This is a genomic window from Actinopolyspora lacussalsi, assembly GCA_030803735.1.
In the GTDB taxonomy this organism is placed as follows: domain Bacteria; phylum Actinomycetota; class Actinomycetes; order Mycobacteriales; family Pseudonocardiaceae; genus Actinopolyspora; species Actinopolyspora lacussalsi.
In genome coordinates this window covers 4,593,049-4,606,165 of the sequence record JAURUC010000001.1, presented here as the reverse complement: position 1 = coordinate 4,606,165, position 13,117 = coordinate 4,593,049, and the positions used below count along the sequence as shown (strand labels likewise).

Below are 13,117 nucleotides of genomic sequence, written 5' to 3'. Positions count from 1 at the left end.
ACGGGGTCGAGCCGCGAGGCCGGCCGACTCGGGACCGGCTAATCCACCGGACGGACGGGCCACGCTGCGGCTGAAAATCCACCGGCCAGCATTGAGAGGGACCATGGACCCCCGCAACCGAGCCGACGAAACACTTGCTCGTGCGCGGGCACGGGGTGCGTTCGTCGTCACACCGGACAGCGCCACCTCACCGATGGACGCGGCGCAGACCGTGCGCATCCCGCGCGACTCGGTGCGTGACGTGGAGCGGGACGATCCGAACTCCACGCAGCTCATCCAGGACTCGACGGGACGGCCTCCCCAGCGGGAACAGCAGAACCCCCAGTGGGACCAGCGATCCGGTCAAGGGGAGCAGGAGAGCCCCCGGCAGTCGGAGCCGCAACGGCCCGAGTCGTATCCCCCGTCGGAACAACCAACAGCCGAACAGCCCGCGGCCGAACAGCGAGCCTGGCCCACCTACGACGCCGACGTCCCCACCACACCGCACCGGATCGACAACGCCGCCTACCAGCACGATCCCAGGCGCGGTCCACAGCGGTTCGACTGACTCGGCGTCCCGGCAGAATCCCTCGCTCGGGAAAGAAGCTCACCGGACGGTCGTGCGCCGCAGCGCTCCCGAGCCGAACCCCGACCACTCCCGCAGGCCGAGCTCCAACCACCCCGGCAGTCGGCACCGCCGCGGGTTCTCCCGTGCGGCTCTCGCGAGGACGCCGGAGACGTTGTGTAGGTCGCTACCCGATGTCGCCGGACCCGCAGCGAGAGCCGCGCGGGAGGTTCCGCCACGGAACCATCCCAGCAGCTGACGTGGAACGCTCTGCTACTAACGGTCGGAGTTGCGCGCGACGAACCTGGCGCGCGCGCCCAGCGCGGCCCGCAGCGCGATCCGCAACGGCGCCCGGGTCGGCCCGGCATTCCGGTCGGCGAGGTACCGGTAGGCACTGCGGTGGTGTTCGTGCAGCATCCGTCCCGAGGAACGCGCGGTGGCGTGCCCACCGATGTGCGTCACCTCACTGGCGGGCACGTACACGTTGAGCCAGCCCGCTCGGCCCAACCGGTCCCCGAGGTCGACGTCCTCGAAGTACATGAAGTAGCGCGGATCGAAACCGGTCACCGAATCCAGCGCGGCTCGCCGCAGCAACAGGCAGGAGCCGGACAACCACCCGGCCGTGCGCTCCGCGGAGCTGTCGGTGGACTGCCGGTAGGCGCGGCTGAACGGATTGTCGGGCCATATCCCACCCAGCAGGGCGTGCCCGGCACCTCGTCCCAGTGAGGGCAGCGATCGGGCCGAGGGGTAGACGCTGCCGTCCGGTTCCCGGATCAACGGGCCGAACGCACCGCCGCGCGGCCAGCGTTCGGTGGCCGCCAGCAACTCGTCGAGGCTGCCCGCGCTCCACTCGACGTCGGGATTGGCGACCACCACCCAACCGATGTCGTCGCTCAACTCGGCGATGCCGCGGTTCGCGGCCGAACCGTAACCCAGATTGGCGCCCATCCTCGCGAGCTCCACACCGGGGCGCAGTGCGGCGCGTTCCGGGGAACCGTCGGTGGAACCGTTGTCGGCGAGGATCACGCTGAGTTGCCGATCGGTGGCCTTGGGCAGGGTCTCCAGGAAACGGTCCAGCGTGTTGCCGGGCGAATAGGTAACGGTGACGACGGCGAGCCCCTCGCCGTAACTGTGGGAGTCGCGCACGTCGTCATTCTCACGCATGGCGGCGAACCGATCGGCTCCGGGAGCCGCCCACCGGAACGCGCGGTCCGGGACGACTCGGTCGCGACCGCGCCGCACGGCGCGTCGGTCCGGAGCGGTTTCACCGGTTGCGCCGGTTGCGCCGGTGCAGGTACTCGGCGTGCTCGTAGGCGGCGCGGTGCCTGTCCGCGCAGTCGGCCCAGGTGAACTCCTTGGCACGCTGTTGCGCCGCGCTGGACAGTTCGGAACGACGCACCGGATCATCGAGCAGCTCACTTATTCCGTGCGCGATCCCTCGTTCCGCCACACCGCAGTAGGCCACCGCGTCTCCGCCCACTTCCGGCAGGCTGAGTCTTCGGGTGGTGAGAACGGCCGCACCGCAGGCCATGGCTTCCAGCACCGGAAGCCCGAACCCCTCCCCGATGCTCGGATAAGCCACCAGGGCCGCGCCGCCGAGAAAACCGGCCAATCGCTCGAAGGGTTGATAACCAGCACGAATCACCCGAACACGGTGCGGCACCGATTCGAGCGCGTTTTCCACCTCGGTGTCCCACCCGGCCTGTCCGGCCAGCACCAGGGCGGGGGAATCGCGGCGGTCGGCGACCGCGCGGGCGAAACCGCGGATCAGCGCCGGGACGTTCTTGCGCGGCTCCAACGCTCCCAGAAAGGCCACATAGGGCTGATCGCCCAGTCCGAGGGATCGTCGAACGGCGGTGACCTCCTCGGGGGCGGGCGGGTGGAACCGCTCCGGGTCCACCCCGTGATACATCACCCGCAGTCGCGCGGCGTTGGCTCCGGCCGCACGTACGAGTTCGTCGGAGGTCGCTCTGCTGGGCACCACGCAAACCGTGGCGCGACGCAGCGCCGCCCTGGTCCAGGCGCGGAAGAACCGCGCCTTGACCGGCGAGTGCAGCGGCGCGTCGGAGAAGAACGTCGCGTCGTGCAGGGTCACCACCGAGGCGCTGGTGTTGGCCAGCGGAACGGTGTAGTGCGGGGAGTGCACCACACGGGCGTTCAGGCGCCTGGCCAGCCTCGGCAGGGTGGTCTGCTCCCAGGAGAGCCGGGCGGTGCGGGTGACGACCGATTCGGCGGCGGGCGCTATCCGGGTGTGCGGCGCGATCCTGCCGTAGAGCTCGGCGTCGCGTGGCTGGCAGGCCACGCTCATCGGTGTTCCGGCGGTGTCCAGCGCGGCGAGCAGGGAATCGACGTATCTGCCGACGCCACCTCGGTCCGCGGGCACGGCGGTGGCGTCGATAAGCACGTGTGGATCTCCTCGGTGCACGCGAGCAGCCTAGGAGGTAGGCATCGGTCATTGTGGCGGGATGGTGAAATCCATGGTCGCGAACTCCGAAATGTGACAGCGGTCCCACCCGTCGCGGGGATCGTTCACCGAGCGTCGGGGTTCCGGGAGTGGTTCGCCACGTTCGCCGCACCGGTGTGCAGGCTCCAGACGCGGCGGGCGGTCTCGCGCCAGTCGAAGCGGCTCGCCCGCGACCTGCCGGCTTCGATCATCCCGGCCGAGCGACGTCGATCGTCGAGCACCTCACGCAGTGCCAGCGCCAGCGCGCCCGCGTCCGTCCTGGGCACTGTGATGCCCGCTCCGTCGGCGAGTTCCACGAGCGCGGGAGCGTCGGAATGCACCACCGGGGTTCCGGCCGCCATCGCCTCCAACACCGGCAGCCCGAACCCCTCGGCCATGCTCGGCGCCACGAGCGCGGCCGAGCGGCGCAGCAGCACGGCCAGGTCGCTGTCCGCGACGGGACCGAGATTCCGGAGCCTGCCGGGCGGGAGCCCGTGGCGAGCCGCGAGATCCGACAACGAGACGCCACCCCAGCCGGGCGCGCCCACGACCAGCAGCGGAATGTCCGGAGCTTCCGGCTCGGCCAACGCGCGGATCAGCCACTCGTAGCCCTTGCGGGGCTCGATCGTGCCCACGGCGAGCAGGTATCTCGGGGGCAGCCGCAGCCGACGTGCTGCCTTCTCCGCCTCCGCTGTGCCGGGGGAGAGCACGGCGGTGCTGACCCCTTCGCCGATCACCTCGATCCGCGTGGCGTCCGGGACATGTCGCCGCAGGTCAACGGCGACCGCCTCGGTGGGCACCACCAGCGAGTCCGCCTTTCGCGCCGCCCTGGTCACGGCTCGCCGGTGCCAGACCGCGCCGCGCGCGGTGAGCGTCTCGGGGTGGGTCCAGGGAACCGTGTCGTGCACGGTCACGACCAGCCCACGGCCGGGCGCGACCGACGGGAACAGCGGCGTGGGGGCGTGCACCGAATCGGCGGAGACGCGGGGCCACCGGCCGTACTGCCAGGCCAGGGTCAACGCCCGCCGTGGCAGCGGCAGCACTTCCGGGCCGCCCACACCGTCGACCTCGGCGCGGGCCGGATCACCGTCGGAGCTGACGACCGTACTCACTTCCCACCCGGCCGGAGCCGTGGCCGCCAACGAGCGCAGCAGCTCGCGGGTGTAACGCCCGGTGCCGCCCGGTACCGGCGCGAGCAACTGCTCGGCCACGACAACCAACTTCGGCACAGCCGCCCCCAGTCCGCACGTTTCACCGACCGCTGCCCGTCAGACAACCACATCCGTGATCGGACCGAGGCGATAGGCTGCGGACATGACCGTGGAGCAGGCCCGCAGCACGATCGTGGTGGTGACCTGGCGCGGTGCCGAGCACATCGGAGCGTGCCTGGACGCGCTCTCCCGGCAGCGCAACCACCGGCTGCTGGTGGTGGACAACGCCTCCGACGACGGCACGAGCGAACTGCTGGCCCGGCACCCCTCGGCTCCCGAGGTTCTCCGGCTACCCCGCAACCTCGGCTATGCGGGCGGTCTCGCGGCTGCCTTCCCGCTGGTGCGGACACCCTACTTCGGCTGGCTCAACGACGACGCCGCACCGGAAGCGGACTGGCTGTCCACACTGGAGGATTCGTTGGACCGCGATGCGGGTGTCGGTGCGGCGACGAGCCGGTTGTGGAACCGGCGAGGTCCCCTCTCCCAAGGGGTGCGGCTGACCGGCACGGGGTACGGCGCCGACACCGTGGCGGAGGACAGCACCGTGGCAGCGGACAACGTCGGTACCGGGGACGAGGTGTTCGGGTTCTGCGGCGGGGCGGCCCTGCTGCGCGCCTCGGCGCTCTCGACGGTCGGCGGCATCCCGGCCGACTACTTCTGCTACTACGAGGACACCGACACCTCCTGGCGCCTGCGGCTGGCCGGGTACGGGATCACGCGGACCGCCGCGAGCTGCGAGCACTGGCACGGTTGCTCATCAGCACCGGGGTCGGCACGGTTCCACCGCTGGAACGAGCGCAACCGGCTGCTGACGCTGCTGCGCTGTGCGCCCGTGGAGATCGCCCTGCGGGAACTGCTGCGGTTCGGCGCGATCACCCTCGCGCTGCCCTGGCGCGGACTGCGACAGCGGCCAGTCCCGCACGCGGCGAACTTCCGGGTGTCGCTGCGGCTGGGAGTGCTGGCGGAAGTGGCCGCGCGGGCACCGACGACCCTGCGGCAGCGACGCAGGATCACCGAGGTGTGTGCCGTCGCTCGCCGCCACATCTGGCGGAGCTGGGCCGGGAAGTGAGGGACGGAGGCCCGCCTTCCCGGCCGGGAAATCAGGTTTCGGCGGGCTCCTTGGAACTGAACATCCGGTAGAGCCGGACACAGGCGGGCACTCCCACCATGAATCCGAGCATGCCCACGGCCAGCATCACAGGCACCCCGAGCCACCTGTTCGGCTCGTAATCGGCCCGGAACACCTCCGGACGAGTGCTGGTGGTACCGGCACCACCGTCGGCGATGGCCCGCCGGACCACCGCGACCTCCTCACCGACATCGCCGGGCTTGAGCTGCGAACCCGAGACCTCCCACATCTCCGTGGTGCCGTCCCGCCAGGTCACCCGCGCCTGACAGATGTAACCGAAACCGACGATGCTGCCCCGCTCCGGAGCGTCCGACTCCGTGATCGGACCGGCGAACCGGCACTGCTGCGCCACAGCCGTACCACGAGCCGTCACCTCCGAACCGGCAACCCCGATGCCGAACAACGGGATCACCACGAAAATCACCGACAGAAGCAGCGCCACCCCGATCGGCACCAGCAACACGTCACGGACGAAACGAACAACACGCACGATTTCTCCCAGAACTGGCCGGGTGACTTTTCCTTGAGCTGCGAAGAACCACCACGGCCGATGAAAGCTTCACATCTCACGCACCGTCGGTGTGATCGTGCTTGCCCATCTCGTGCTCCGCGTAGTCCTGATCGTCAGCCGTGGCACCGATCGCGGCGGTGTTGCGAGCGATCTCCTGCCCACGGGTCAGATCGGACAACGAACGGTTTCTCGCCCACTTCTGGATACCACCCCCGATCCGCGAATCCAGCTGCAACAACTCGTCCACCTTGGTCAGCAGTGGTTTGACCTTGCCCACGATCTCGGCCAGCTGCCGGAAGGCCCGGACGATCTTGTCCAGCCATTCGGAGACCCTGCTGGCCCACTTCGCGACGATCCGGATGCCGTCGGCGATGAGCAGCGGGGTGAGCGCACCGAGCGAGAGACCGGCTGCGGCCGAGGACCGCACCAGATAGGTGACCAGTTCGGACATGGCCGAGGCGATCATGTCCCGCACGGTGGTGCGGACGATCAGGATGGCCGTTCCAGCGCCGGAAACCGCCGCGCCAACCGCCCTGGCCGATTCCGCGGCTCCCTCGATGAGCTTGGCCTCGCCGGAGCCGAACATCCGGTACGACTCGGCGGCCGGTCCCTGCCAGCCTGCCGTGTCGGTGTCGACCGCCTGTTGCATCTCCGTCGCTGCCTGCTGCAATTCGTCCGAGATGTTGGCCCAGGTGTGGGCGTTGGCCTGCACCTGGTCGTGGTTGCCCGCCAGCGAGTCCAGCATGTCCGGTAACGGCCAGACGTGTTCCATCATCCAGGCGAAGGTGGAGGTCAACAGCGCGTCGAACGGATTGGCCACGGTGGCGAGAGCGTCCACAGCGGCGGCGCCGCCGGTGATGGCGGCTTCGCCCCAGTCCTCATTCTTTACCGCGCGCCAGGAATCGACGGCGAAATCGACGACCATGAGGCCGTCCTCCCACATCTGGGAATCCGGCTCCGCCTCGACCAGCGGGTTGTCCTGGCTCACGTCAGATCTCCCCCAACTCGTTGCGCACCGATTCCAGCAGTTCGGAGACGTGCTGATCCACGGCGTCGTAGGTCTCCGCCGCTCCCTCGATCCCGGCGGCCGTGGCCTCCACCGCCGCGTTGGCGGTCGCGATGGTCGCCATGCCCTGCACCTCGATCGCACCGATCAACGGGGTGAGGATGGGGCTGCACAGCAGCCCGTACGCGTCCGTGCCGTTCAGCGAGACCTCACCAGCGGCGTCCTGCGCCGTGCCGATCCGGTCGGTCACCTGCTGCAGGTGCTGCGCGTGCGCGCGCATCTCGTCGGTGTTGACGTCGAAACGCTGTTCTCCCAAGGTTCACCTCCTGCGCTGGTTCAGCCAGTCGTACTCGTCGTACTGCTCCTCGCCGGAGCCCCGTCCGCCACGAGTGGACGCGGCGTCCCCCTGCTCCGGTTCCACCGGAAACCGGTCGCGCATCCCGGACAGCACCGAATCCATCGTCTCGCTGTCCTGCCCCAGCACGGGTTCCATCGCTTCCCGCATCCGATCCGTGAGCTGCGCCTGCGCCGAACGCACCGTGGTCAGGATCGTCTCGGACAGCTGCTCGGGGCGCTGTCGCAGCGCATCGTCCTCCAGCCGCAGATCGGACATGTTGCCGTTCTGGTCGACGGTCACCCGCACCGAACCGTCCCACTGCTCGCCTCGCCCGACACCGCCGAAGCCGCGTCCTGGATGCGCTGCGCCTGCTGCATCTTGTCCTGGATCTGCTGCCGGAAGCCGGCCAGCATCTCGTCCGGATCGGAAGGTGTGCTCACTTTTCCCGTCGTCCTTTCACCCGGTCGTGCTCCGAAGTCGTTCGGATACTACGGAGCGGTTCACAGCGACATGACACCAGACGAGTGACGCCGTGTTGGGCGGAACGAGTCATTCCGGACAGCGGACGCCCGACAGCGGACACCCGCCACCGGGTGCCTGCGCGAAGCGGTACTCACCCGATAGGGCAGTCTGGTGGACGTGGCTGACCCCGGGAACAGTGCCGAGCTGCCAATGGTGTCGGTGATCACCGTCAACTACCACGGCACCGAGAGCACCATCACCTGCCTGAACGCGGCACGGGAACTGGACTACCCACCCGACAGACTCGAACTCATCTGCGTGGACAACGAGAGTTCGACCGAGAACGCGGAACGGCTCGGTGCTCTCGACGGGGTGAAACTGCTGACCTCCCGGGAGAACCTGGGATTCGCGGGCGGCTGCAACCTGGGAGCCCGGGAAGCGAACGGCACCGTGCTGGCGTTCCTCAACAACGACGCGGTACCGGACCCGAAGTGGTCGCGCGCGGCGGTCGAGGTGCTGCGAGCCGAACCGACGGTGGGGGCCGTGGCGGGCAAGGTGCTGGATTGGCAGGGCAGCCGGATCGACTTCGTCGACGGGGGGCTGACCTGGTTCGGCATGGGCTACAAGCGCCACGCGGGCGAGCTCGACGACGGCAGTCACGACGGCGCCCGCGACGTGCTGTTCGGCACCGGTTCCTCGCTGTTCGTGCGCGCCGAGCTCTTCCGAGCGCTCGGCGGGTTCGACGAGCGGTTCTTCATGTTCTACGAGGACGTGGACCTGGGGTGGCGGCTGAACCTGCGCGGCTGGCGGGTGCGCTACGAACCGACCTCGGTGGCCTACCACCGGCACCACGAGTCGATGGCCGCGGTGAGTTCGGCACGCGAGCACTACCTGCTGGAACGCAACGCCCTGGCCGCGCTGTACAAGAACGTCTCCGAGGCGACCCTGGCGCGTGCGCTGCCCGCCGCGCTCGCGTTGAGCGTGCGCAGGTCGACCGCGCGCGGCGAACTGGATCCGCACCAGTTGGAACTGGACCGCAGGCCCGCCGATCCGCGCGAGGACGAAACACCCGTCCCCGTCGACCGACAGGCCCTGGCCGGGGTGCTGGCCATCGACCGGTTCGTCGATCTGCTGCCCGAGTTCAACCGCGCCCGCGAGGTCGAGCAGCGCGAGCGGGTCCGCTCGGACGCCGACCTGGTTCCGCTGCTGCGCAAAGCGATGGAACCCGCCTATCCGCTACCGCGTTACCTCGCGGCGCACGACGCGCTGGTGGAGGCCTTCGAACTGGAAACCGTCTTCGGGGGCTCGCGCCGGATCGCGGTGCTGACCGGGGACGCGATCACCGAACGGATGGCGGGTCCCGCCATCCGGGCCTGGCACACGGCGGAAGCGCTCGCCGTGGAGCACGAGGTGCGGCTGATCAGCGTCAACGCCGAGGTCGCCCCCGTCGATGCGGACTTCACGGTGCTGCGCGCCGCGCCGCGCGACCTGCCGTCGCACGTGGACTGGGCGGACATCGTGGTGGTGCAGGGGCACGTGCTGGAGATGGTGCCCGCGCTTCGGCGGCAGGACTCCGGCACGATCGTCGTCTGCGACATCTACGATCCGATGCACCTGGAACTGCTGGAGCAGGGCAGGGACACCGACGAGCAGCGCAGGGACGCGGATCTGCGCGGCACCACCGAGGTGCTCAACAAGCAGCTGCGGCGCGGCGACTTCTTCCTCTGCGCCTCGCAGCGGCAACGGCACTTCTGGCTGGGCCACCTCGCCGCACTGGGCAGAATCACGCCCTCGGTCTACGACGACGATCCGACCATGCGATCGATGATCTCGGTGGTGCCGTTCGGACTGCCGAACAGGCCGCCGACTCGCACCGGGCCGGGCATCCGCGGGCAGCGGGAGGGCATCGGGGCCGAGGACAAGATCGTGCTGTGGGCGGGTGGGGTTTACAGCTGGTTCGACCCGCTCACCCTGCTGCACGCGGTGCACCGGCTGTCGGAGCACCACCCCGAACTGCGGTTGTTCTTCCTCGGGATGCGGCATCCCAATCCCGACGTCCCGGAGATGGGCATGGCGGACCGGACCAGGGAACTGTCCGATCGGTTGGGGCTCACCGACAAGCACGTCTTCTTCAACGAGACCTGGGTTCCGTACGAGCAGCGCCAGAACTACCTGTTGGACGCCGACTGCGGAGTCACCACGCACTTCGAACACGTCGAGACCACCTTCGCGTTCCGCACCAGGATGCTGGACTACCTCTGGGCGGGGCTGCCGGTGGTCACCACCGACGGCGACTCGTTCGCCGACCTGGTGCGGGACGAGCGGCTCGGCGTGGTGGTCCCCGCCGAGGATCCGGATGCCCTGGCGAACGCCCTGGAACGGGTGCTCTACGACGAGCCGTTCATCCAGGGGTGTGAGGAGCGGATCGCCGGGGTGCGCGAGCGGTTCACCTGGGAGACGGCGCTGCGACCGCTGACGGAGTTCTGCCGCGATCCGCGTCCGGCTCCGGACCGCCTACCGGCCAGTGCTCCGCTGACGCGAACACCCCGGAAGTCGAGGACGGCGGCGCTGCGCGAGGATGTCGGACTGCTGCGCGAGTACCTGGATCGGGGCGGGATACGCGAGGTCACCAAACGTGCGGCGGGCAGGCTGCGACGAGTCGCCGCACAACGGCTGCGTGGCAGGGGAAACTCCTGACGTGCGGATAGTGCTGGACGGAACTCCACTGCTGGGAACGCGCACCGGGATCGGGCGCTACACCGCCCGCCTGAGCGAGGCGCTGGCCGAGCTTCCCGAGACACGGGTGCGGCTGCTGGGACTGACCGCTCGTGGCTGGTACGCGCTGCGCGGGGCGGCCCCGGCGGGAACCCGGGCGATCGGCCCGCCGCTTCCCGCCAGGATGCTGGCGGCGTGCTGGTCGCGTTCGGAGTTCCCGCCGATCGAACCACTGGGTGGGCGCGGCGACGTGGTGCACGGCACGAACTTCGTACAGCCCGCCACGGTACGCACGCCGGGGGTCGTCACGGTTCACGATCTCGACTTCCTGGACACATCCGCGAACGGGGTGAGCGGTGACGGACGGGAGAGACTGGTGGCCCGCTCCGTGCGACGGGCGAGGGTGGTGTGCACCCCGACCTCGGCGGTCGCCGAGCGTGTCGTGGCACGTTTCGGGATCAGTGCGCGGCGCACGGTGGTGACCCCGCTGGGGGTGGATCCGGAGTGGTTCGAGTCGCGACCACCGGACCCGCGGGTACGGCGACAGTACGGACTGCCGGAGAACTACCTGCTCTTCGTGGGCGAGGACGGTCCACGCAAGGGACTGTCCACACTGCTGGAAGCACTGGATCCGACGCTGCCGCCACTCGTCGTGGCGGGTCCGAGCGGCACTGGAGGGGAGAACCCGCTGCCGTCCGAGCGCGTGACGCGCACCGGCTATCTGCCGGAGGAGGAGCTGCGCGGTGTGGTGGCGGGTGCCACCGCACTGGTACTCCCCTCGCGCGACGAGGGGTTCGGTCTGCCGGTCCTGGAGGCGATGGCCGCCGGAGTTCCCGTGGTGTGCAGCGACATCGCCGCGCTGCGTGAAGTAACGGCGGGTCACGCCCACCTGTTTCCGTACGGACGTGCCACGGCACTGCGCGCGGCACTGCGTCGGGCCGTGGAGTCGGCCGAGGACCACGAATCCCGGGAAGCGGCGCGCGGGCACGCCGCCGGGTTCACCTGGCGGGGATGCGCCGAAGCCACGATGCGGGCCTATCGACTGGCGCGGTCCTGACTGGATCTCACGACATTCGGCACCGCGACGACTTCGGGCCGGATAGGATCACCGAAGGTGGTCAGTAGTGAACCCCGGGTGTCGGCACGGTTCGGCGGGACACCGGGTGGATCCGCTTCGCGGAGGAACGGTGCTCTGGGCGCTGAGCGTGTTCGCGATGAGCGCGGGTACCGCGGTGGTACCGGTGTTCAGCGCCGAGGTGTACCTGGTTTCGGTGGTGCTGACCCAGCACGGCCCACCGTGGTGGGTGCTGGGGCCGGTGGCGGCGGTGGGACAGCTGCTGGGCAAGGCGGTGCACTATCTCGCCGCTCGGGGTGCCGTACGGCTGCCGAGGCTGCTGAACCGCGACGATCGCCGCGAGGGGTGGCGATGGCCGCGCCGATTGGGCGAGTTGTGCCGACGACACCCCGTCGTCGGGGCGAGCACGGTGCTGCTCAGCGGCCTGATCGGCGTGCCACCGTTCGCCGCCGTCGTTCTAGCGGCCGGGATGCTGCGAGTTCCGTGGCCGGTGTGGCTGCCCAGCGCCGCCACCGGCCGAGTGGCACGATTCTGCCTGCTGGCGGCGCTTCCGGAACTGCTGTGGTTCGGAACCCCGTTGGCGGGTGCTCCACCCTCCTGAGCACGATCAGCCGTCACGGCCGCGACAGCCCCGCGTGTGCCCGGAACTCAGCTCGCGCCCCAGACGGCACCGTGCCGCTCGAAAGCCGCGCGCAGCGCTTCTCGCCAGTGCCGCAGCGGAGTGAGACCGCCCTCGGTCCACCGCCGATCGGACAGCACCGAGAACGCGGGCCGGGGTGCGGGCCGGGGAACATCGGCCGTGGTGACCGGACGCACTCGGTCGGGATCGGCGCCCAGCTCCTCGAAGACCGCCCTGGCGAACTCGTAGCGGCTCACGCTGCCGGTGTTGGTGCAGTGCAGCACCCGCGCCGCGGGCTCGTCCCGACGCGCGACCGAGTCGGCCAGTTCCAGCAGCCCACTGGCCAGGTCGACGGTCCAGGTCGGTGAGCCGATCTGATCCTCGGCAACCGAGACGGTCTCACGTTCGGCGCACAACCGGGCCATCGCGCTGACGAAGTTCGCTCCCCGCGCGCCGTAGAGCCACGCGGTGCGCACCACCCAGGCGCGGGGATGAGCGGCCAGCACGGCCTGTTCACCCGCCAGCTTGGTACTGCCGTACACGCTTCGCGGGCCGGTCTCGTCGGTCGGCTCGTAGGGTTCGACGGCGTCACCGGCGAAAACGTAGTCGGTGGACACGTGCAGCAGCGGCATCCCGCGGTCACGGCACAGCTTGGCGAGCTCGGCCGGAGCGCGCGTGTTGACCCGCTCCGCCGTCGCGCGGTCGGACTCGGCGTCGTCGACCGCGGTGTAGGCCGCCAGGTTGATGACCACCGGCCGCAGCCCCGCGTCGCTCGCGGCGTCGGCGAACGAGTCGACCGCGTCGGCGAGCATCCCGGAGTCGGTGATGTCGAGTTCAGCGGAGCCGGGGGCGTGCAGCAGCCCCGACGAGCCCCGACCGGCCGCCAGGTCGGCGCCGAGCTGGCCACGTCCTCCCGGGATCAGCAGTGCGGGTGGCGGCATCGACTTTCTCCTCGTCGTTCGGAGGGATTCTTGTCAACTCGGTTTCGGCGGAACTCGGGTGGCGGAACCTCTCGCGGGCTCTCGCTCCGTGCGGACCGACATCGAGTAGTAGCTACGCCACGTC

Annotated in this window: 14 protein-coding genes; 5 read left to right on the top strand and 9 right to left on the bottom strand. The window is 69.8% G+C overall.

Features of this window, described 5'->3' with window-relative positions; all coding sequences use genetic code 11:
• Positions 1-91 precede the first annotated feature (91 nt).
• On the top strand, positions 92-547 hold the full coding sequence (locus tag J2S53_RS20535) for a hypothetical protein (protein WP_456242362.1): 456 nt from the start codon (positions 92-94) through the stop codon (positions 545-547).
• Between the two features lie 273 nt (positions 548-820).
• Here the strand turns inward: J2S53_RS20535 and J2S53_RS20530 are convergent, their stop codons facing one another.
• From J2S53_RS20530 to J2S53_RS20520, 3 genes are all read right to left on the bottom strand, one after another.
• Positions 821-1,708 carry a glycosyltransferase family 2 protein gene (locus J2S53_RS20530; protein ID WP_456242361.1) on the bottom strand — a complete coding sequence of 296 codons (888 nt, stop codon included), beginning with the start codon at positions 1,706-1,708 and terminating at the stop codon, positions 821-823.
• Between the two features lie 100 nt (positions 1,709-1,808).
• Positions 1,809-2,948 (bottom strand): glycosyltransferase family 4 protein, encoded by a 1,140-nt coding sequence (locus J2S53_RS20525; protein WP_456242360.1) that lies wholly within the window; start codon positions 2,946-2,948, stop codon positions 1,809-1,811.
• 125 nt (positions 2,949-3,073) lie between these two features.
• Positions 3,074-4,216, bottom strand: a complete 1,143-nt coding sequence (locus J2S53_RS20520) for a glycosyltransferase family 4 protein (protein ID WP_456242359.1) — start codon at positions 4,214-4,216, stop codon at positions 3,074-3,076.
• 85 nt (positions 4,217-4,301) lie between these two features.
• On the opposite strand from J2S53_RS20520, the gene J2S53_RS20515 reads away from it, so the two are divergent.
• The gene (locus J2S53_RS20515; RefSeq protein ID WP_456242358.1) at positions 4,302-5,267 is read left to right on the top strand and encodes a glycosyltransferase family 2 protein; all 966 of its coding nucleotides are present in this window, start codon (positions 4,302-4,304) and stop codon (positions 5,265-5,267) included.
• 31 nt (positions 5,268-5,298) lie between these two features.
• On the opposite strand, the gene J2S53_RS20510 is transcribed toward J2S53_RS20515, so the two are convergent.
• The 5 genes from J2S53_RS20510 to J2S53_RS20490 all read right to left on the bottom strand — a co-directional run bounded on the left by J2S53_RS20510 (position 5,299) and on the right by J2S53_RS20490 (position 7,621).
• Positions 5,299-5,817: a DUF6346 domain-containing protein gene (locus tag J2S53_RS20510; RefSeq protein ID WP_456242357.1), complete on the bottom strand. Its 519-nt coding sequence runs from the start codon at positions 5,815-5,817 to the stop codon at positions 5,299-5,301.
• 76 nt (positions 5,818-5,893) lie between these two features.
• Entirely contained in the window at positions 5,894-6,826 is a 933-nt protein-coding gene (locus J2S53_RS20505) for a WXG100 family type VII secretion target (protein WP_456242356.1), read from the bottom strand.
• 1 nt (position 6,827) lies between these two features.
• A complete protein-coding gene (locus J2S53_RS20500) occupies positions 6,828-7,160 on the bottom strand; it encodes a type VII secretion target (protein ID WP_456242355.1) in 333 nt (110 codons plus the stop codon).
• A gap of 3 nt (positions 7,161-7,163) precedes the next feature.
• On the bottom strand, positions 7,164-7,481 hold the full coding sequence (locus tag J2S53_RS20495) for a YbaB/EbfC family nucleoid-associated protein (RefSeq protein WP_456242354.1): 318 nt from the start codon (positions 7,479-7,481) through the stop codon (positions 7,164-7,166).
• On the bottom strand, positions 7,478-7,621 hold the full coding sequence (locus J2S53_RS20490) for a hypothetical protein (protein ID WP_456242353.1): 144 nt from the start codon (positions 7,619-7,621) through the stop codon (positions 7,478-7,480). The genes J2S53_RS20495 and J2S53_RS20490 overlap by 4 nt, the downstream gene beginning before the upstream one ends.
• Positions 7,622-7,853: 232 nt before the next feature.
• Here J2S53_RS20490 and J2S53_RS20485 point away from each other — a divergent pair, with 232 nt between their 5' ends.
• The 3 genes from J2S53_RS20485 to J2S53_RS20475 all read left to right on the top strand — a co-directional run bounded on the left by J2S53_RS20485 (position 7,854) and on the right by J2S53_RS20475 (position 12,034).
• On the top strand, positions 7,854-10,340 hold the full coding sequence (locus tag J2S53_RS20485) for a glycosyltransferase (RefSeq protein WP_456242845.1): 2,487 nt from the start codon (positions 7,854-7,856) through the stop codon (positions 10,338-10,340).
• Positions 10,321-11,415, top strand: a complete 1,095-nt coding sequence (locus J2S53_RS20480; RefSeq protein ID WP_456242844.1) for a glycosyltransferase family 4 protein — start codon at positions 10,321-10,323, stop codon at positions 11,413-11,415. The genes J2S53_RS20485 and J2S53_RS20480 overlap by 20 nt, the downstream gene beginning before the upstream one ends.
• A 130-nt stretch (positions 11,416-11,545) precedes the next feature.
• The gene (locus J2S53_RS20475; protein ID WP_456242352.1) at positions 11,546-12,034 is read left to right on the top strand and encodes a VTT domain-containing protein; all 489 of its coding nucleotides are present in this window, start codon (positions 11,546-11,548) and stop codon (positions 12,032-12,034) included.
• 47 nt (positions 12,035-12,081) lie between these two features.
• Here J2S53_RS20475 and rfbD read toward each other — a convergent pair whose 3' ends face one another.
• The gene (gene rfbD, locus J2S53_RS20470) at positions 12,082-12,993 is read right to left on the bottom strand and encodes a dTDP-4-dehydrorhamnose reductase (protein WP_456242351.1); all 912 of its coding nucleotides are present in this window, start codon (positions 12,991-12,993) and stop codon (positions 12,082-12,084) included.
• Positions 12,994-13,117: the final 124 nt, after the last annotated feature.